General features: G+C 46.3%; 22 protein-coding genes. 6 read left to right on the plus strand and 16 right to left on the minus strand.

What is annotated here, in order from left to right:
• The 4 genes from rbsK to ACQ76X_RS00120 form a co-directional block, all read right to left on the minus strand.
• Complete coding sequence (gene rbsK, locus ACQ76X_RS00105) at positions 1 to 879, minus strand: ribokinase (RefSeq protein ID WP_438490838.1); 879 nt, start codon at positions 877 to 879, stop codon at positions 1 to 3.
• Positions 880 to 884: 5 nt separating this feature from the next.
• Entirely contained in the window at positions 885 to 1,883 is a 999-nt protein-coding gene (locus tag ACQ76X_RS00110; RefSeq protein ID WP_076112475.1) for a LacI family DNA-binding transcriptional regulator, read from the minus strand.
• A gap of 176 nt (positions 1,884 to 2,059) precedes the next feature.
• The gene (locus ACQ76X_RS00115) at positions 2,060 to 3,049 is read right to left on the minus strand and encodes a hypothetical protein (RefSeq protein WP_438490839.1); all 990 of its coding nucleotides are present in this window, start codon (positions 3,047 to 3,049) and stop codon (positions 2,060 to 2,062) included.
• A 213-nt stretch (positions 3,050 to 3,262) separates the two neighbouring features.
• Positions 3,263 to 3,841, minus strand: a complete 579-nt coding sequence (locus tag ACQ76X_RS00120; protein WP_438490840.1) for an NAD(P)H oxidoreductase — start codon at positions 3,839 to 3,841, stop codon at positions 3,263 to 3,265.
• A gap of 239 nt (positions 3,842 to 4,080) precedes the next feature.
• Between ACQ76X_RS00120 and ACQ76X_RS00125 the strand changes: the two genes are divergently transcribed.
• Complete coding sequence (locus ACQ76X_RS00125; RefSeq protein WP_438490841.1) at positions 4,081 to 4,470, plus strand: winged helix-turn-helix transcriptional regulator; 390 nt, start codon at positions 4,081 to 4,083, stop codon at positions 4,468 to 4,470.
• 281 nt (positions 4,471 to 4,751) lie between these two features.
• Here ACQ76X_RS00125 and ACQ76X_RS00130 read toward each other — a convergent pair whose 3' ends face one another.
• From ACQ76X_RS00130 to ACQ76X_RS00145, 4 genes are all read right to left on the minus strand, one after another.
• Positions 4,752 to 5,132, minus strand: coding sequence for a hypothetical protein (locus ACQ76X_RS00130; RefSeq protein WP_438490842.1), 381 nt, complete (start codon positions 5,130 to 5,132; stop codon positions 4,752 to 4,754).
• Positions 5,129 to 5,533, minus strand: a complete 405-nt coding sequence (locus ACQ76X_RS00135; protein WP_438490843.1) for a hypothetical protein — start codon at positions 5,531 to 5,533, stop codon at positions 5,129 to 5,131. Before ACQ76X_RS00135 ends, ACQ76X_RS00130 begins: the two co-directional genes overlap by 4 nt.
• Before the next feature lie 156 nt (positions 5,534 to 5,689).
• Positions 5,690 to 6,037, minus strand: coding sequence for a short-chain dehydrogenase (locus ACQ76X_RS00140; protein ID WP_438490844.1), 348 nt, complete (start codon positions 6,035 to 6,037; stop codon positions 5,690 to 5,692).
• Positions 6,038 to 6,062: 25 nt separating this feature from the next.
• Positions 6,063 to 6,956, minus strand: coding sequence for a LysR family transcriptional regulator (locus ACQ76X_RS00145; protein ID WP_438490845.1), 894 nt, complete (start codon positions 6,954 to 6,956; stop codon positions 6,063 to 6,065).
• Positions 6,957 to 7,086: 130 nt separating this feature from the next.
• Here ACQ76X_RS00145 and ACQ76X_RS00150 point away from each other — a divergent pair, with 130 nt between their 5' ends.
• The 4 genes from ACQ76X_RS00150 to ACQ76X_RS00165 all read left to right on the plus strand — a co-directional run bounded on the left by ACQ76X_RS00150 (position 7,087) and on the right by ACQ76X_RS00165 (position 11,547).
• On the plus strand, positions 7,087 to 7,674 hold the full coding sequence (locus tag ACQ76X_RS00150; RefSeq protein ID WP_438490846.1) for a LysE family translocator: 588 nt from the start codon (positions 7,087 to 7,089) through the stop codon (positions 7,672 to 7,674).
• Positions 7,675 to 7,883: 209 nt separating this feature from the next.
• A complete protein-coding gene (locus ACQ76X_RS00155) occupies positions 7,884 to 9,758 on the plus strand; it encodes an LTA synthase family protein (RefSeq protein WP_438490847.1) in 1,875 nt (624 codons plus the stop codon).
• A gap of 146 nt (positions 9,759 to 9,904) precedes the next feature.
• Positions 9,905 to 10,714: an alpha/beta fold hydrolase gene (locus ACQ76X_RS00160; protein WP_438490848.1), complete on the plus strand. Its 810-nt coding sequence runs from the start codon at positions 9,905 to 9,907 to the stop codon at positions 10,712 to 10,714.
• Positions 10,715 to 10,743: 29 nt separating this feature from the next.
• Positions 10,744 to 11,547: a lipase family protein gene (locus ACQ76X_RS00165; protein WP_438490849.1), complete on the plus strand. Its 804-nt coding sequence runs from the start codon at positions 10,744 to 10,746 to the stop codon at positions 11,545 to 11,547.
• 26 nt (positions 11,548 to 11,573) lie between these two features.
• Here the strand turns inward: ACQ76X_RS00165 and ACQ76X_RS00170 are convergent, their stop codons facing one another.
• The 7 genes from ACQ76X_RS00170 to ACQ76X_RS00200 all read right to left on the minus strand — a co-directional run bounded on the left by ACQ76X_RS00170 (position 11,574) and on the right by ACQ76X_RS00200 (position 16,732).
• Positions 11,574 to 12,074 carry a hypothetical protein gene (locus tag ACQ76X_RS00170; protein ID WP_438490850.1) on the minus strand — a complete coding sequence of 167 codons (501 nt, stop codon included), beginning with the start codon at positions 12,072 to 12,074 and terminating at the stop codon, positions 11,574 to 11,576.
• Between the two features lie 49 nt (positions 12,075 to 12,123).
• The gene (locus tag ACQ76X_RS00175) at positions 12,124 to 12,519 is read right to left on the minus strand and encodes a hypothetical protein (protein WP_438490851.1); all 396 of its coding nucleotides are present in this window, start codon (positions 12,517 to 12,519) and stop codon (positions 12,124 to 12,126) included.
• 87 nt (positions 12,520 to 12,606) lie between these two features.
• Positions 12,607 to 13,068 (minus strand): hypothetical protein, encoded by a 462-nt coding sequence (locus tag ACQ76X_RS00180; protein WP_438490852.1) that lies wholly within the window; start codon positions 13,066 to 13,068, stop codon positions 12,607 to 12,609.
• A gap of 294 nt (positions 13,069 to 13,362) precedes the next feature.
• Positions 13,363 to 14,262 (minus strand): sensor histidine kinase, encoded by a 900-nt coding sequence (locus ACQ76X_RS00185; protein WP_438490853.1) that lies wholly within the window; start codon positions 14,260 to 14,262, stop codon positions 13,363 to 13,365.
• 27 nt (positions 14,263 to 14,289) lie between these two features.
• The gene (locus ACQ76X_RS00190; RefSeq protein WP_438490854.1) at positions 14,290 to 15,027 is read right to left on the minus strand and encodes a hypothetical protein; all 738 of its coding nucleotides are present in this window, start codon (positions 15,025 to 15,027) and stop codon (positions 14,290 to 14,292) included.
• Positions 15,020 to 15,943, minus strand: coding sequence for an ABC transporter ATP-binding protein (locus ACQ76X_RS00195; RefSeq protein WP_438490855.1), 924 nt, complete (start codon positions 15,941 to 15,943; stop codon positions 15,020 to 15,022). The genes ACQ76X_RS00190 and ACQ76X_RS00195 overlap by 8 nt, the downstream gene beginning before the upstream one ends.
• A gap of 96 nt (positions 15,944 to 16,039) precedes the next feature.
• The gene (locus ACQ76X_RS00200) at positions 16,040 to 16,732 is read right to left on the minus strand and encodes a response regulator transcription factor (RefSeq protein WP_438490856.1); all 693 of its coding nucleotides are present in this window, start codon (positions 16,730 to 16,732) and stop codon (positions 16,040 to 16,042) included.
• A gap of 135 nt (positions 16,733 to 16,867) precedes the next feature.
• Here ACQ76X_RS00200 and ACQ76X_RS00205 point away from each other — a divergent pair, with 135 nt between their 5' ends.
• Positions 16,868 to 17,422, plus strand: coding sequence for an SMI1/KNR4 family protein (locus tag ACQ76X_RS00205; RefSeq protein ID WP_438490857.1), 555 nt, complete (start codon positions 16,868 to 16,870; stop codon positions 17,420 to 17,422).
• 97 nt (positions 17,423 to 17,519) lie between these two features.
• On the opposite strand, the gene ACQ76X_RS00210 is transcribed toward ACQ76X_RS00205, so the two are convergent.
• Entirely contained in the window at positions 17,520 to 17,945 is a 426-nt protein-coding gene (locus ACQ76X_RS00210; RefSeq protein ID WP_438490858.1) for a GNAT family N-acetyltransferase, read from the minus strand.
• Between the last annotated feature and the right edge of the window lie 15 nt (positions 17,946 to 17,960).

The raw sequence follows: 17,960 nt of genomic DNA on the forward strand, positions 1-17,960 counted from the left end.
TTAAAGACTCTCCTCGACTTCAGCTCTCATGGGCATGCCGCCTTGAGCGCCGAATTTTGTTACGGATAAAGACGCTGCACGATTCGCGAACTTCACGCTGTCCGGGATGGAGCTGCCTTCGGCCAGAGCCACGGCAAATGCGGCGTTGAACGTATCTCCTGCTCCAGTTGTATCTATGGCCTCCACTTTATAAGTGGGCACCAGCACCTCGCGCTCTCCATCGTAATACCGCACGCCGCTGCTGCCCTCCGTTATGAATAGCTTGCCCGGAAACTTCCGTAAAGCTTCTGCTTTATCCATCCCGCTGAACAAAATGGAGCATTCGTGTTCATTCGGCGTCAGATAGGCAGCCTTTTCGATCACCGCTTCACTAAGCGGACGGGCAGGCGCTGGATTGAGCAGCAAGGGCACATTGATTCTCTGGCAGAGGCTGCTAACATACGATACCGTTTCCTCCGGAATTTCCTGCTGCACCAGGACCATATCGGCGCTTCGGATGGCGTTCAGTGCCCGTTCGACCAGAGCAGGTGTGACGTGATCATTGGCACCTTTGACCACGATAATGCTGTTGTCCCCCTCAGCTAAAACGATGTGGGCTGTTCCGCTCTCTGCATGTGTAACCGGTTCCACATTGGTGGTAATAACGCCATTTCTTTTAAAATTGTCCATGATCGCATTGCCGTAAAAATCGTCCCCGATACAGCCGATCATTGTTACCTCAGCACCCAGCCGTGCGGCGGCAACCGCTTGGTTCGCACCCTTGCCTCCCGGAACGGTGGTGAAGCGGTCTCCTAGAACCGTTTCACCAACTTGAGGCCGTTTGGAAGCGGTTACCACCAAATCCATGGAACAGCTTCCAATTACACAAATCTTAGCCATATCTTTCACCCTTTCTTACTGGTTTCCATTCTGCTCCGGGTAGTTTCCCGCTCGATGAAGCTGACCGGCAACTGAATGATCTTATCTTCCACCTGATCCTGCTCAATGAGCTGAATCAATAATCGGGCGGCCTCACTGCCCATGTCACGTGCAGGCTGGCGGATAGTTGATAAAGATGGCGACATCAGACTGCTGAGCGGAATATCGTCAAAGCCGATAATCTGAACGTCCTCCGGCACGGTTTTGCCCAGCCGGTGGGCTTCATGAAGAACCGCTGTGGCCACAATATCATTACTGGCGATCACGCCGTCCGTATCCAAAAACCGCTCAAACAGCTCGGTCGCCCATTGCTCTGCTTCGGTATAGGAAAAGGATGATGTCCGGATCACATTGTAGCTGATCCCCATTTCTTCAAGCGCTTCGGCCGCGCCTTGAAACCGGTCCTGTGCCGGCTTGACATGGGCCGGTCCTTGGATAATGGTAATCCGGCTGCTGCCTCTTGCGACCATTTCCTGTGCGGCGAGACGTCCGCCCTTCCGGCCATCCGCGTAAACGGAGGGACTGTCATTAGAAGTCCGGTCCAGGAAGACGACCGGAATATTCATTTCCAGATAAGCCCCGCTGTCGGGAAAATTCGTTGAAGATATCACGCCTACGACATTATTCTGTACAAAAGTGCGGATATAATCCAGCTCTTTCTCCTCATTCTCGTCACTATTGCCAAAAATAATCCGGTACCCATTCTCTTGCATGTAATCTTCGATGCCACGTGCCAACTGTGGAAAAAAAGGGTTGGTAATATCCGGCAGCAGTAAACCGATTAACTTGGATTTGCGTTTGTATAAAGACCGGGCCACTTCATTGGGGGAATAATTGCTTTGCCGGATCGCCGCCTCTACCTTTTTGCGGGTATCGATGTTGACATAACCTGATTCATTGATCACCCGTGAAACCGTGGCCACCGAAACGCCGGCAATTTTGGCGACATCCTTAATTGTAATCATGGACTGCTCTCACTCCCTCATGTGTAACCGGTTACATGTTTTACATTTACAGATTAGCATATCCCGATTTGATTTACAAGTACCAAAAAAAGGCACTTGCACGAAGCAAGCACCCTCATACTTAGCGCCCCTGTGAAAACGTTCTGGGCGATAGGTCTGGGTTCAAATCCACAACATCACCCAGCCATGTTCGCAACGGCATACCGCAGCAGCTGCTCACGCGTATCTAGCGGAATGTCCTGAGGCTCATCCACCAGAGCATGCGGGTTCACCTCTATCTCTTCTCCAGCTTCTGCCTTTAAACGGGCAATCTCTTTAATGGTATCTACAGTACTGGAGTGACTTCCCAGCAAATGAGAGGTTAACCGCTCCGTCAACTCTTGCGGATTCTCCATCTTAAAGCACAGCTTCCCTTCTGTCAGCCGGATCTGCGACTCATACTGATCTCTTTGATCGGTCACGGTCCATCCCGGCCAAGCTGTGCGAATCTGCTGCAACAGAGTCCCCGCATCCGGGGCATACCAGATATCTATCGTTCGTGCCAGCAAATCCAGGTGGAAGCCTTGATCCGGTGTCTCTTTCGGCCATTCGTTTAAGTCTAATTCTGTGCTGCCTTCCGATTTATTAAGCAATTCTACCAGCGAAGGCCCCTGCAATAGATAATCTTCCAGCTCCGATTGTACCGGGTATAGCCGCAGTTCCCCATCCAGATAAACCACGCTTGCCACCGTTCGGACCCAGCCGTCCCTGGATTCAGGCACCAGCGATAATGGTGTAATGGTCCTACTCACTTCACTGATGAGTTCTTCCACCGGATAACCCACATAAGCTGCCATGTCCAATATCCCGGAAGAAGCCCATTCAATGGTCCATCCCGGCCATAAGGGCTGCATCATCTTCAATAGACGCCGGCGCAGCGGAATCTCATAATGCTCGTCCTCTCCGCCGTACCACAATAAATGCCGGTGATCCAAATCCACACATGCACAGCCTTCCGCCCATGCATTGTCCAGCCAACCCTCAGCAGGCTCTTGCTGTTCAATAAAAGCCACGGCCGCTTCCGGCCCCCAGAACAAATCACTTGGAAGAGTAATTGCGCACCAATGGCTGTAGTACAAAGAGTAATTACCTTCCCGAATAATCATGAGATTGGCCCGATGTCCCATACTCTACCTCCTAGTGAATTAATGCAGTTTCTCCGATCTCAACTGCCTCAGCGGTGTTAATTCTTTGTGCACTTTTTCGCTTGATATATTATTCGGCTTAACTACCGCTTTCCCCTCTGAGGTTAATGGAATGGTCCTGAATTGGACGGGAATTTGCGCGCAAAGTTGCTCGGAAAACGTAGCTATAACAGCAGCAGCAAACCGCCCTCCAGCTTAATGATCCTTGGCATAATTCAAACCTAAGCGGTAAGCTTGGTTCAGCAGCATTTCGAAATGACCGGGATTTGAATCCATGGTCTCATATAAGAATTCAACCTTTGAATTGGAAACACCGCAATAATCTGCAATTCCTACATTCAGCAGATGAGTAATCGTTTCATCATAGTTACGCTTTTTCATCTGTTCTTTCGAAACGCCAGCCAAACCTAGCCACAAGACATGCTGATGATGAAGGTGGTTCGAACCGTACGCAAACCCATTGTTCCATACACGGTCAATATACCCCTTTAGCATAGCCGGCAAATGCCACCACCAAAGAGGAAAAATAAATGCCAAAGCATCATGCTCCTTCATCCGTCTTATTTCCATTTCTACTTCAGGGGAAAAGGACTGTTCCGCAACTAACCAATCGGGTTCATCTGCTCCTTTTAAAACAGGGTCAAAACCAATCCCGTGCAAATCCAATATCTCGTAGTCGTGGCCAGCCTCGGCAAGACCTTGTACGAAACGACCAGCCACCTGAAAGGTCAAGGAATCTTTTCTCGGGTGAGAAACAACGATTAATACTTTCATGCTTGTATCTTCACTACCTTTCTCATCAGCTGACTTCTAGCCATGATCAATGGCTGATGCTATTATAAACAGTAGGAAAATGATCTGGAAGTACGCACTTTTAAGTTCTATAGGAAGATACAAGTGCCATAGGAACATGGAAGTACCCTAGCTAGATTCCCTAGAAACTGACCTGAGTAACGGATTGAAGTGATTGGTTGTTCTCAGCAAACCTAGCCTTTTTAACGGAGGATTAAGAGATGACTGAACAGATGAAAAATAGCGTTCAAAAGAAGTATCAAGTTGGAGTGGAAGCGGCTTTAGAAGTAATGGGAGGAAAATGGAAGCCTTTAATTATCTACCATTTGATGACAGGACGGAAACGAACGTCTGAGCTTCGTCGGTTAATACCCGGCATTACTCAAAAAATGCTGACCACTCAGCTCAGAGGCCTGGAAAACGATAAGATCGTTACACGAAAGGTTTATAAGGAGATCCCCCCTAAAGTGGAGTATGAGTTAACGCACTACGGCTGGGGATTAAAACCCGCGCTAGACCATTTATGCTATTGGGGTGAGGATCACCTGGAAAAGATTCATGGAGACAAATCTAAGGTTTTGGAAGAATTCCAAGACTGCTGTATTGAGTGAATTCAAGTTACTACTTAGCCCCCAGTTCATGAGAAAAGAGTGACATAGCCACTGCGGAGAGAGGGGGCCTCCGATCAATCTTTAAAGGCGAACACTAACGTCTTTCCAGCCTCCCTCTCCCCTCCGTCTCTGTTACGTTTGCCAGCCAACCTAAGTAGTAATGTTCATCCAGCTTATCGAGACATATTTTATTCCTACCCGCATTCTTCAGCAATTTGCGTAAAAAAGACCCTTTCCGGGAAGAGTCTGGTTGGATAAATAGGGGGGGACAGCCGGAAGGATCATACTTGATTCTCCAATTTGTCTTTTACTCGTTCAATAAAATTAAGCAAGTGCGACTGCTCTCTTCGATCTGCTATCATCGAATCCATTACTTCTACCGTCACATCTTGACCTCCAGTGAAATTCGTAAACAGCGAACCAATGGTATAAATCGGCCCCCACGGTATGCCCCACCATCCGAACAATACACTAATTAACGTGAATTTGAGCCCTCTGCCAACTGCACTCATTCTTGGTTCTATGTAATAGATTGAAGAACTCCTCCGGAAGGTCATGAAGATGATGGAAATACAATATGTATACACAACAAATTTCCCGCCTTGTTCAACCTCCTGCTCTAATGTTTCCCAAGGGAGTCCCCCCAGGCCAATAATATTCATCTTACAATTCCCTCCATATGTATGTATAGTTGCAATATTCTTTTGCAGAGTGATTGTAACATAGATTCCACAATTTGTAATCGAACAATAGTCACCTTCCTAACTAAAGAAAACCACGCCATTTCGGCATGATTTCCTTTTCGAACTATGCAGACTGAACTGTCATCATTCTTCACGGTCAATGTAAATGGTTTGATTGTTACCGTCTTAGGTGTAGCGGCAAACGGAGCATACAATTCATTAACGTGATACGAAGTTTCCGGTTTGCTGTTGAAGTACCCGAACTCAAACTGATGAATGATAATTTCGTAGGAATGCTTGTCTCCTGCTTTGACTGCTTCGACAGCCTTCTCGATCATTTTCTTCCTATCATCCTCTTCCCCGGGGATGGTTGGCTGCACAATCTCACCTCCTTCCGTATGTTTACCTATATAACAATCCCGAAACATGATATTGTGACACGATCAGGTGATTTCTTCTATTTCTTTCAAGGCTTACGAAAAAGACCCTTCCAGTGAAGAGTCTAATTAGGATCTTATGTTCACAGCAAATTATCTTCATACACCGTAATGTATAACATATTTCTGTGCAGCAATCGCCTTCCTTAATAATGTCATTAAATCTGTTAGTTCCATTGATGCGGCTGATCTTCTATCTTTTGCAACAATGCTATAGAAAGCTTCTAATGATTCAGGCGGAATTAACGTGACTCCCCACCTCGCAAGCGCAAAATCCGGTCTGCTATGGGAGTGGAAGTAGGTTCTAATTAAAGTCAGTTCACTCCACCAGTCATTCAGGATATCATCATCGATGGCTACACAGTTATATTTCTCAGGTTCATAATCTGAATAATCCTTATCTTTCTCAAAATCATCTATGATACCGAATTCCGCCACGCAAGGCATAGGACTACCTCCTTTTCAAATCTCCCTAATGCTCAGATTCCGCCATTTGCCACATTCGCTCTACGATCAAACCTATTTCGCGAAGCACAGAATCACTCCGTTTATCTTTCGGATACCCAAAATACAGATCAATCTCAAGATCAATACCGTTCCAGATCTGCAGCTTATTGTCCTCGGCAAAACGCATTGCAATCGGCTCCGCCAGCAGCGAGCAGCCGGTCTCCCGCCCGACCAAATCCCCGATCAGCGATTCGTCATCGACATACATGATTTTGAGCGGAAGCAGATTCTGCTGCAGGAAATAATTAATGGATTGTTTATAGAAGGGACAACCCTGTGTCGTCCAGATCCATGGCTTCTGAGCAAAATACTCCAACGTTAACTCCCCTTCAGGTATAGACCAGCTGTTAGGATAGACAACAACCATCCTGAAGGAATACAGTTTGATCGAATGTACGGACGGATGTCCGGCAGTTCCATAGTAAAAACCCGCGCTTATCCGGGAGCTGGTCACATCCTTAAAGAAATCTTCACTTTTGCTATCCATAAAATGCAGCTCCACTTGCGGCAAACTCTCCGAGATAGACTCAATCAATGGTTTGATTTGAAGAACCTGCCCATCTGTATTCAATCCAATCCGAATAGGTTCCGTTGAATTTGTCAGCAAATCACTTGCTTTATAGTGGAAATCGTCAATCGATGCAAGTATTTTCTGCGCTTCCGGCAGTAGCTGTGAACCTTTTTCCGTAAGGACCATCCCTCTGGAGGTTCGGTAAAAAAGTGCAAAACCCAGCTCGTTCTCCAGAGCTTTCAGCTGCGCGCTTGTTGCCGGTTGGCTCGTTTTGAGCTGTACTGCCGCTTCGGTTAAGTTGCCTGTCCGGGCGATCTCGACAAAGCTCTTTAATTGGTACAGTTCCATAGCTCTCCCCCCTAGTTCCGTTAAATAAACCATCCGTTTTTCCGATGGACTTCATCCGAACATACAATTGGACGGCATGATTCGGATGAACTATAGTAACTCCAGAATGACTGACAAGGAGTGTGCAATTATGTCTCTATTCATTGCCATGTGCTTTTTTTCATTAACCATGTCGATTTCTCCAGGTCCGGTGAACATGACAATTCTGTCTACGGGAGTCAATTACGGATTCAAGCGCTCTATCCCGTTGGTGTCCGGCGCAACTGTCGGCTTTACGCTCTTGCTAATCGCCGTTGGACTTGGAATATCCAATCTCGTAGCCCAAGCTCCGGTATTCTATCAGTTGCTAAGATACGCGGGCACAGGGTACATGAGTTATATTGGCTACAAAATAATGGTATCCCGTCCAGAGATCGAATTCAAGGAGGAGCGGCTCCCTCATTACCGTCATGGCTTGCTCATGCAGTGGCTTAATCCCAAGGCTTGGATCGCTTGCCTTTCCGGTGTTTCGGCCTTTGGGTTAAATGATTCCTATTCTTCCCTGCTTGTTTTTGTATGTATCTATTTCCTGATTTGCTATCTTTCGCTTACCGCCTGGGCCCTTCTGGGCTCAAAACTGCAATTTCTCACCAAAGTGAAGAACGGGATCAAAGTGTTTAACCTGGTAATGGGAGGATCATTGATTATAGTAGCAGTTTATCTGATGTTCACGAAATAGCATGGCTGCAACTTTTAACACTTCAGCCCTCATATATACTTCTTTACCTTGTTAAGAGAATTATACTTGATTAATGAAATCCAGTAATTGACACGTATTTTACATAATAAGGTTGCTATTCTCATAAATCCTTCTTCCAATCTAGTTGATTTCGAGCGCTTCCATGTAATAGAATGGACTAATTAAAAAGAAAAGGATGCGCATAACCGATGCGGTTGAAGAAACCACGTACACTCAGTAAAAGATCCATATTATTTTTCTCTCTGATCATGCTTGCCAAAAGTTATTTTGCTTGGTATTACTTGTTTGAAGACGGGCCAACCTGGACTACATGGTTCAAAGAAATTCCTTTTGTGCTATTGATCTTCTGCTTGATCGAATGGTTCGCTACGAAACGTAAAATAGCCATCTACATGTTTGTGAATTTGCTCATTACTGTTTTGTTCTTCTCTCTGATTGTATATCATAATCATTTTGGTATTATTGCTACTTCTCAGGTCATCGGCCAGGCGAAACAGGTGGGAGCCGTGAAGAAAAGTATTTTTTCGGTCATGCACCCTCAATATATGCTTATTTTTCTGGATATCATTATCATTAGTTTTGTTATGTTTAGCCGAAAGAAAGCAGTCGCCTGGAAAAAAGCCATGTCACGCCGAAGTAACCGCAAAGTGGTGGCTGCCTTGTTCTGTGTTTCTTTCGCGATCTGTGTAATGAATATTTTTCCGAATCAGGCCAGTATGAATGAAACCATCCAGGCTGAGCAAATGGGAATTCTCAACTATGAAGCCTACGCCCTGCTTGCGGAGCGTGAAGAAGAGCTTATTGAGCTATCTAAAATTAATCAATCTGTCATTGATCAAACGAAAGGCATTGAGGCTCAATCTAATCCGCTCTTATTCGGAGCCGCCAAAGGAAAGAACCTGATTATTATTCAAATGGAGTCTTTTCAGAACTTCCTGATTAACTTGTCGATTGACGGGCAGGAAATCACTCCGAATCTGAACAAGCTTGCCGCCGGGAATTTCTATTTCCCCCGTTTCTACCAGCAGGTTGGACAAGGCAACACTTCCGATGCTGAATTTATCGTGAACACTTCCTTTTATGTGCCACCGAATGGTCCAGCTGCTGATATATATGCTCCCAAAGAGCTTCCAAGCTTACCTAAGCTGCTGCAGGCGCAGGGTTATGATACGGCAACCTTCCATACGAATGAAGTTGACTTTTGGAACCGCGGGGAGCTTTATGAGGCATTAGGATTCGACCGCTTTTATGACAAATCTTACTTCGGTGAAGATGACACCGTCTTCTACGGGGCGTCGGATGAAGTTCTTTACAAGAAGACATCGCAAGAGCTGGCCCGAATGGACCAAAGCGCTCAACCTTTCTATTCACATGTAATCTCCATGTCCTCTCATAATCCGTTCTCGATTCCGGAAAGCAAATACAAAATGACATTGCCGGAGCGATTCGAAGGAACGCTCGTTGGCGATTATATTCGTGCTCAGAATTACGCGGATTACGCGCTTGGACAGTTTATCGACGAACTAAAGCAGAACGGCGTATGGGATAACAGCTTAATCGCATTATATGGTGATCATCGGGGACTTCCTATTTTCTCACTTAAGGATGAGGATAAAGTCTTACTTGAGGAAATTCTGAACCATGAATATACGGAACGCGATTTGATTAATATTCCGTTAATCATAGCTTCTAAGGGGATTACGACTCCCACCGTAAAGGATCAATTAGGCGGACAGGTTGATATTTTACCTACAGTATCCAATTTATTAGGGGTAACCCTAGATAACCATATTCATTTTGGACAGGATCTGTTAAATGAATCCGCCTATAACTTGCTGCCTCAACGTTATTATTTACCTACCGGATCTTTCGTGAATAACGAAGAGCTTTTCTTATCCGGCAGCGGCTTTGAAGATGGTCAACATTATACTTTATCCGGAGACGGCGCTAAACCGCTTCAATCCACAGAAGATGAGTTCAATCGTGCCCTGGAGCTCCTCCAGCTGTCAGACAGTTATGTGACGCAATTACCTGATAGAGAAGTTGCCGAAGTAGAACAGTAGGCACAGCCCTCACGGCAAGGACAGCACTACATAGCTCATTCAACCCCACCGTTATTAAACGGTGGTTTTTTTTGTAGGCACTTAACCCAATCAGCTGAATAATATGTCTTGAAAAGACAAATTAACGGATGAATGAGGGAAGCCTAATGGAACATTGGATTAGAGTAGAACCGCAGGTGAATGTATATGTAAATGATATCAACCCGCTAGGCAGGAAAACGATATTGTTCATCCATGGCTGGCCTGCGAACCACAAGATGTTTGAATATCAGTACAATCGTCTGGTGCCCATGGGATATCGCTGTATCGGAATGGATACGCGGGGATTCGGCAATTCGGATAAACCTCTGAGCGGATACGACTACAATCGGTTAGCGGATGATATCCGGTGTGTTATCGGCGCTTTAGGGCTTCGGGACATTACACTCGCGGGACACTCCACCGGAGGAGCTGTAACTATTCGTTATATGGCCCGCCACAACGGGTATGGGGTGTCCAAACTTGCGCTTTTCGCCTCGGCTGCTCCCAGCCTGATTCAGCGGCCCGGTTTTCCTTATGGAACCACAAAAGAAGCTATAGATCAGATCATTCAAGCGACCTATCAGGATCGGCCCAAGATGCTGCGTGACTTCGGAGAACAATTCTTCTATCAAAAAGTATCGCAGCCGTTCTCGGACTGGTTCTTCCAATTAGGACTGCAGGCAGCAAGCTGGTCCACTATAGCCGTCTCCAACGCCTGGCTCGCCGAAGTATTATTTCAGGATCTCCCCAAAATACAGGTCCCTACTTTGATTCTTCATGGCATCCATGATCAAGTTTGTTACTACCCTTTGGCTGTGGTGCAGCATCAAGGGATAAAGAATTCTGTGCTTGTGCCATTCGAGAATAGCGGCCACGGATTATTCTATGACGAGCGCGAAAAATTCAACCGGGAACTGTCCAGGTTTGTCGGGTAGCCTAGATAGGAAAGAAGGGCGGGATGCAGATGGGCAGCAATAAGGGTTATGAGCAATGGGCGGTTTTTCTGGCTGCTGTCTGCGGACAGACCTATGCGCAATTTTCGAATACGGATGGTTCGTTCGCCGTGCCGGCGAATTATTCGGTCAGTCAAGTAATCAAGGCGAAATCCTTGGGCCATGTATGGGAAAACTTCGGGTTTATTATGGAATCTCCACAGGAGATAATTATTGCTTTTCGGGGGACCAGCTCGACAACCAATTGGATCTCGGACATCATTGCCTCACAGAGAAAATTCAAATATATTAAGGAAGATTGCCTTACCCATCGCGGCTTCACAGACATCTATTCTTCGGCCCGTGAAGGAATTCTCTCAGCACTGTCCAAGATCGAACCCGGCAAGACATTATACATTACAGGCCACAGCCTCGGTGCAGCACTTGCGACAATGTGTGCAGTCGATCTGAGTGCTAATACGGATTACCGCTCACCCTATCTATTCACTTATGGGTCACCCCGTGTAGGCGATCCGGCCTTTGCAAAAGTATGTACAAGGTATGTTCCGAACAGCTACCGCATTGCCAATCCTTTTGACGTCGTGACCTACACTCCACCCTCTATTTACAAGCTGCCTAAGCGGGAAAAAAGGTACTATTACAGTCATGTCCAGACCCTCAACCCGCAGTCTTTCCAGAATGGTGCTGTTGGTCTCAATCACATTATTGGAAGTTATTTCATAGCGCTCTCCAAGCTTCAGCCGGAGTTTACCGAACAATTATGTCAGGCGAATCCCGGTTTCTGCCCGCTCATTGAAGTGAAGGTGCCAAACTAATTCAGGCCGCTATCCAGAATTGCGCCTTATTGTATCCATTCCATCAAGTACATCCGTTGCTTATCCACGTTAAGGATGACAATGCAGTAACTGCCGTCCTCTTTCTTTTTATAATAATAATAGTCACCTGCGCCATACTCCGTCGGGTAGTTCTTATAAAGTTTACCGTATTTAGCAATCTCTTTCTGAGTCACTGGAATAATAGATTGTGTGAACTGCAATACTTCTCCTTCCAGGGAATGCCTTGATTCTTCAGTTATTGGTTGCCAGTGTGCCTGGTCTTGAACCTTTGCCAGTTGTTCTTTGTTATAATTCAGAACATAGTATCCTTCTCCATCCCCATGAAAACTCGGTTCACTTTCATATACAACTACTAGCTCTGCTGGTTTGGGGATCGTTATTCCCCACTTGCTACTCCACTTATCATAGTTTGCGGTATCCTTGTCATACATTTTATAACCCACAGCTATACCGATAACGATAAAAAAAACGATAATACTCCATATGGCCACTGTCTTCCTTCGCATTGTTGCTTCCTCCTGACCACTCTTTAGCATTGGCCGTTCCTTTCTCTCTTCACCCTTCTACTAATCCATAAAATCTCAAATCTCCGTCTTCAGTTTCCGCGATGAATATATCGCTCCGTTCCTTAACGCTGAAGATCTTGGTCCCAATGGATAATTGGTTGGCCGTGCCATTCTTAAATTCCTTGCCATCTCCAGACTGTTCAATAATTTCCGTTACATACTGATCTTTATGAAGTTCTAATTCATCCACCCATGGAATCCCAGAGTTATAAATGATATCCGAGAACATAAAGATGTTCGCATTGGAATTGTCAGACAGAACGTCTTCCGCAGTTGGATTGGATGTACTCCATTCCCGGCTGACCGAACTTTTGTTGGAATTACAACCAGCTATAACAAACATAAAAATGATAGTGACCCATAGGATTGCAATCCGTTTGTTCATTTTGTCCTCCACTGAGCTGCTAAAGTATAAGAGAAAAGCTGTTGTGCGGGATAAAATTCGATTAATCCGATTCTTTCCAGGCATCCGTCAAAGGGTAAACGCGCCTCGCATAAATAACTTTATGGCCCAATCGAGTTTGGCCTTGTTCACTTCATTGGCCAGAACAATGTCCGGCTTCCATATTCCCTGTTCAAAATAGTTGAAGTCTGTGGCCGCTCCACATTTTGCAAAGATCTCTTTAACCTCTGATTGCATTTCAAGGATGGGAACCGTCACTGCAATATCAAGGAATAACATCGGCTTGTCACCCGGATACATTCCATAATTCTTAAAATGAAGCTCCAGCTTATTGAAACGTTGTGTAAATCCTACAAGCGTCTTCCGGGCATCCTCCACATTCATGGTGTCAAACATGGCGAATTTAAAATGCGGATCATTTGCTGACTTATGTAAATAATCACTGACTCCGGAGTCGGCAAAATCCTTCCATATCGCTTTTACCCTACAATCCGTTTCCTGATCAAAATAGCCTACAACCGCAAATGGCATTTCAAATCCCCCAAGCTTTTGGTCATTTATATATACTATAAGTTTATTATACATAGAAATGGAAGAATATGACGATTAGCGTTCCCCATTTAAAATCAAGTATAACACTCTAACCTGACATAAGGATAACGGGCGTGTGGTCAGCGGCAAGGACGCTATTCAGGCTTGGGGCGAGTCTGAAATCTTCTCCATAACGGCAAAATCACCGAACTGTTGGTCACGCTTATCTAACAGAGTTATAGTTTAGTTTATGACAGAAAGGGAGCCGCATTGGGTGCGGCTCCCTTTCTGTCATTATCCAAACGTAAGAACCAATTGAAACTCCCCATCCGCAAGTGCGGCGCCAAGGCTCCCCCCCTGCTTCTCTACCAGTTGTTTCACGATGGATAAGCCGAGGCCCAATTGGCCGCTTGCTCTGGAGTGATCACTGGTATAGGTTCGCTCGAACAGCTTGGGAAGATCCTGTTCGTGGATATGATCGGTGTCATTCGCGAAAATAATCATTACTTTGTGATCCTCTGTAAATAAAGAAATCGTAAGCCGGTTTTTGGCATACCTAAGCACGTTCTGCAGCACATTGGAGAAAATTCGGATCATGGCTTTCTCATCCAGCCAGATCGTCCGCACCGCTTCATCCAAGTTCAGCTGAACTTCAATGTTCTTCTGCACTAGGTCCGTATGGAACGCGAGAATTACTTCGCTCAACAAGCTGTACAGATAGAGGGGCTGCATATCCATAGGATAGTCCCCGGACTCCAGACTGGACAATTCATAGAACGACTCCACGATGTTGTTCATTACCGTCATTTTATGCAGAATAATGTCCAGGTACTCCTGCCGCTCCGCTATTGGGATTGCCGGGTCCTTCAGCAGATTGGCGTAGCCTTGCATTGAAGTAAGAGGTGTCCGCAAATCGTGAGAAATGTTGGCGATTTCCTGCTTGATTGCAAGCTCTCTCGATTGATGGGTCACTTGTTCTTTCCTGCGCTGATCGAGCTGCCGGTTAATGGCAACCACCAGCTGCTCCATTTCACGTCCCGGCAAAGGCAGCTTCACGTTCAGGTGCTGCGTGGGAGGATGGTCTACTTCTGCCAGTTGTTTTCGAACTTGCATAATGCTCCACCGCTGCAGTATATAGGGAATAAGAAACAAGGCAGCCGTTAAGGCAGCCGTTATGACGAAAGCTAGATGCATGTTCCTTATCCCCTCCTGGACCTATAGTCAGAACTCTTCTTTCTTGAACAGATATAGCCCTAGCGTATAAAATACCAGCGTATAGACCGCCCCCACTGCCCACGGTTCCCAGGCTGCATAGCCCATATCTTCATAGGCATTGAGCAAATAATAAGCTGGTCCATGACTATGCAGCCACGCTGCCCATGTAAATCTGCCTTGGAGGTAGCCCAGAATATAATGTGGCAGGAAATAGATGAGCAGGTAGGCGATGAGCAGCTGTGCATTTTTCTTCATGATGGCAGCAAGACAGTAGTAGGTTGTGATTCCTGCAATCATGAGGGGCAGCATGTTAAGCAGCATTCTCGTATATTCCGTGAGTGCATGATCAACATTGCGAACCATCAGGGTAGTTCCCAGAAGCAAGGACACTCCCACCAGTACAAGAGCGAACAAGAAGAACCCGGCCATTGTAATCAGCAGTTTGGCTGTATAGATGGTTTGCCTGCTGTAGCCATAAGCTACCGTATTCTTAAGCACATTCTTATTGTCGCCCATAACGATCAGCGGAAAGATGAAGAGCAATACGAACACAACCGACATCATGCTTAGGACATTGCGGTAGAAGAATCGTTCATTCCCGTAGGGGAAATTAGGCTCTGACTGCTGAAAGGCATACAGGGTGACAGCCGCGCCAACCATTAGCAGGATATAGAGCAAGCCAGATAAATAATAGTTTCGGGTCCGGACGAAACGATACTGCTCGCTTTTCATCAGATTAAGCATCACGCTCACCTCCCAGCAGACTCAGGTAGTATTCTTCCAGGTCTCCTCCCGTGACATTTATCGAAAATACACCGATACCCTGACTATAGAGTACCCGATTAATTTGATCGGTTTTGTCCATACCGCCGAACAGCTGAATATGATGATCCGGCAGGATTCGATAAGGGATGTCCGGGAAGTGCTTTTCCAGAATAGGGGCGGCTTTACTGCTGTCATTCACAACCAGCTCGACGGTTTTTCTGGTTTTGTTCAGCAGTTCTTCTGCCGTCAACTGCTCAACAATCCGTCCCTGATCCATAAAAACATACCGGGTAGCCACGCTCTGTAATTCAGATAACACATGACTTGAGATTAAAATCGTCACCTTTTTTTCCTCATTCAAGGTCTGAATAAGCTGACGGATCTCCATCTTCCCTTCCAGATCCAAGCCGTTAGTCGGTTCATCCAGAAGCAGGAATGTCGGATGAGTCATCAGGGCAAGCGCTAGTCCCAGCCGCTGCTTCATCCCGAGAGAAAACGCCTTGAATTTCTTCTTCCCGGTAGTAAGAAGCTTCACTTCCCTAAGGGCTTGATCGATAGAGGTTTTTCCTGCGATGCCCCGCTGCTGGCGGTAATATTCCAGGTTCTGCCTGGCCGTAAAGTCCGGAAAAAATGCAGGCTCTTCAATGAGCGCACCTATTTTCCGGCGTTCCTGCCTAACCTCGGCAGCTTCGCTTTTTCCATACAAAGTGATCTTGCCTGCCGTCGGAAAGACCTGTTCGGTAATACATTTGAATAAGGTAGTTTTACCTGCGCCATTTTTACCAATTACTGCGCAAATATCACCTGCAGCAATGTTCAGGTGGATATTCTGGAGTGCGCGTGATTCCCGGTAGGTTTTACTTAGCCCCTCAATCTCCAGTATACAATGCATCATCGTAATGACTCCCTTGCGATTTGATAATTCAATTGTATCCAGGTCACCCTTAATAAGCTTTAAGCAAAACCTTAAGAAACCTTAAAGAAGTTAAGGCTACACTATTTTGAACCCGATACCCCAAACTGTGCGGATATATTCCTCTTCGGTAACCGCGGCGATTTTGGCCCGCAGGTTGCTGATATGTACATTAATGGTGTTGTCGTCTCCAAGATACGTCCCCTGCCAGATATTCCGGTAGATCTCACTTTTCGAGAAAATCTTATCAGGCTTGGACAGGAGCAGCGCCAGAATTTCGAATTCGTATTTGGTTAAAGTCAGTAATTCGCTGTTCAAGGTGACTTCACGCCGCTGCTTGTCCATGATCAGTTCACGTATACGGATAATTTCTTCGCCAGGATTCACCGCATGCACATACTGTAGACGTCGAAGCTGTGCCTCCACTCTAGCCATAACTTCTTCCTGATCAAAGGGCTTGGTAATATAATCATCCGCACCTAAACGAAGCAGCCCCACCTTGTCCTCCAGTGTACTTTTTGCAGAAATGACAATGATCGGAACCGTGGATTGTTCCCGGATTTGCGGAATCAACGTTTCTCCAGGCATTCCCGGCAGCATCAAGTCCATCAGCACCAGCTGGTAGGCTTCAAGCGACAGCCGAAGCGACGCTTCACTTCCCGAAAATGCAGAGACGGCAGTAAGTCCTTCGCCCGTAAGCATGCGACACAGCAGGCGATTGATATCGGCATCATCTTCTATTACGAGTACTTTGATGTTTGAGTCATCCACTTAGGTTACCTCCAGCTACAATTATGGCCAATTCCAGTTCCTTCTCTGGAAACGTAATTTGCATTGGCTCTACTACTCTATTAATCTTAACGTATTGTGACATCATCCGGTAGACCGGACAAGGGGGAATCGTTCATGGAATGGGACAACGTATTCGGAATCAGTTATCAGAAGCAGCCTGGCCTAACGGAAGCAGAGCTGGAGCAATTTATGCAGAGCTGGCACAAACCGCTGACGGAGCCGGAAATCGACGAAATCATCAGCCGGCAGCGCAATCCCTTCCCGGTTGCCGATCCGCTGCATGCGCAGTACGCTCCGTTTGACCCCGGCTTATGGTCCATCCCGCACAAAGCGCTGCCTGCAAGTTATCTGGACTTTCTGTGTTATTCCAATGGCGGGGAGTTTGTGAACGGGGAACGCTACTTTCAGTTTTTTAGCGCGGCTGAATTAAGACCCATGCTTCTGGCCTATGAGTTCCCGGAGTATATGCCGGGAGCGGTGCCCTTTGCGATGGACGGGAGCGGCAATCATTACATTTGGGATATGCGCATGGAAAGGGATGCTCTGGAATATCCGATTCTTGTAACCCATTCCGGCAACCTCGGCTACGAGGATTCCATTGTTATTGCGGGAACGTTCCTGGAGTTATGCCACGGAACTACTTCAGTCGACGATGAGCTGCACGGGTAGGGCCTGCTGGAGGAAGAAATAATAAGCCTGAAATCGTCCCAGCGCTATGCTAAGACGACTTCAGGCTATATTTACAGCTTCTGTCTGCAACTATTTATCAAATAAAATCCATCTTGATCAGTTGCTCAATATGGGAGGGATGATACATCGCCATGCCTGTCTTCATTCTTCGAAACCCTTGTTCCTCGTACCAGGAAACCGTATTGGGATGGGTATACAGCACGACGTTGCAGCCTGCTGTTTCTACCAGAATCGCAGCAATGATTTGCTTGCCCAAGCCCCTATGATGATAGGCTTCATCCACTGCAATGTTATACACTGCCGCTTGCGAAATGCCGTCAGACAACGCTCTGCCACAGCCGATAACCTTGCCGCCAGCCAATACAAATACATTGACAGCACTGTTCTCAAAGACAGTTTGTGTCTGCGCGGGTGTGAAATCCGTTAAGCCAAAACCATTCAATAACCCGGTTACCTGGGTCCAATCGATATTTTCTCTATCTTTTTGAAAAGTGTAGGTCATCTTAAATCCCTCTTC

It is taken from the genome of Paenibacillus sp. IHBB 3054, assembly GCF_051594305.1.
Taxonomy (GTDB): domain Bacteria; phylum Bacillota; class Bacilli; order Paenibacillales; family Paenibacillaceae; genus Paenibacillus_AQ.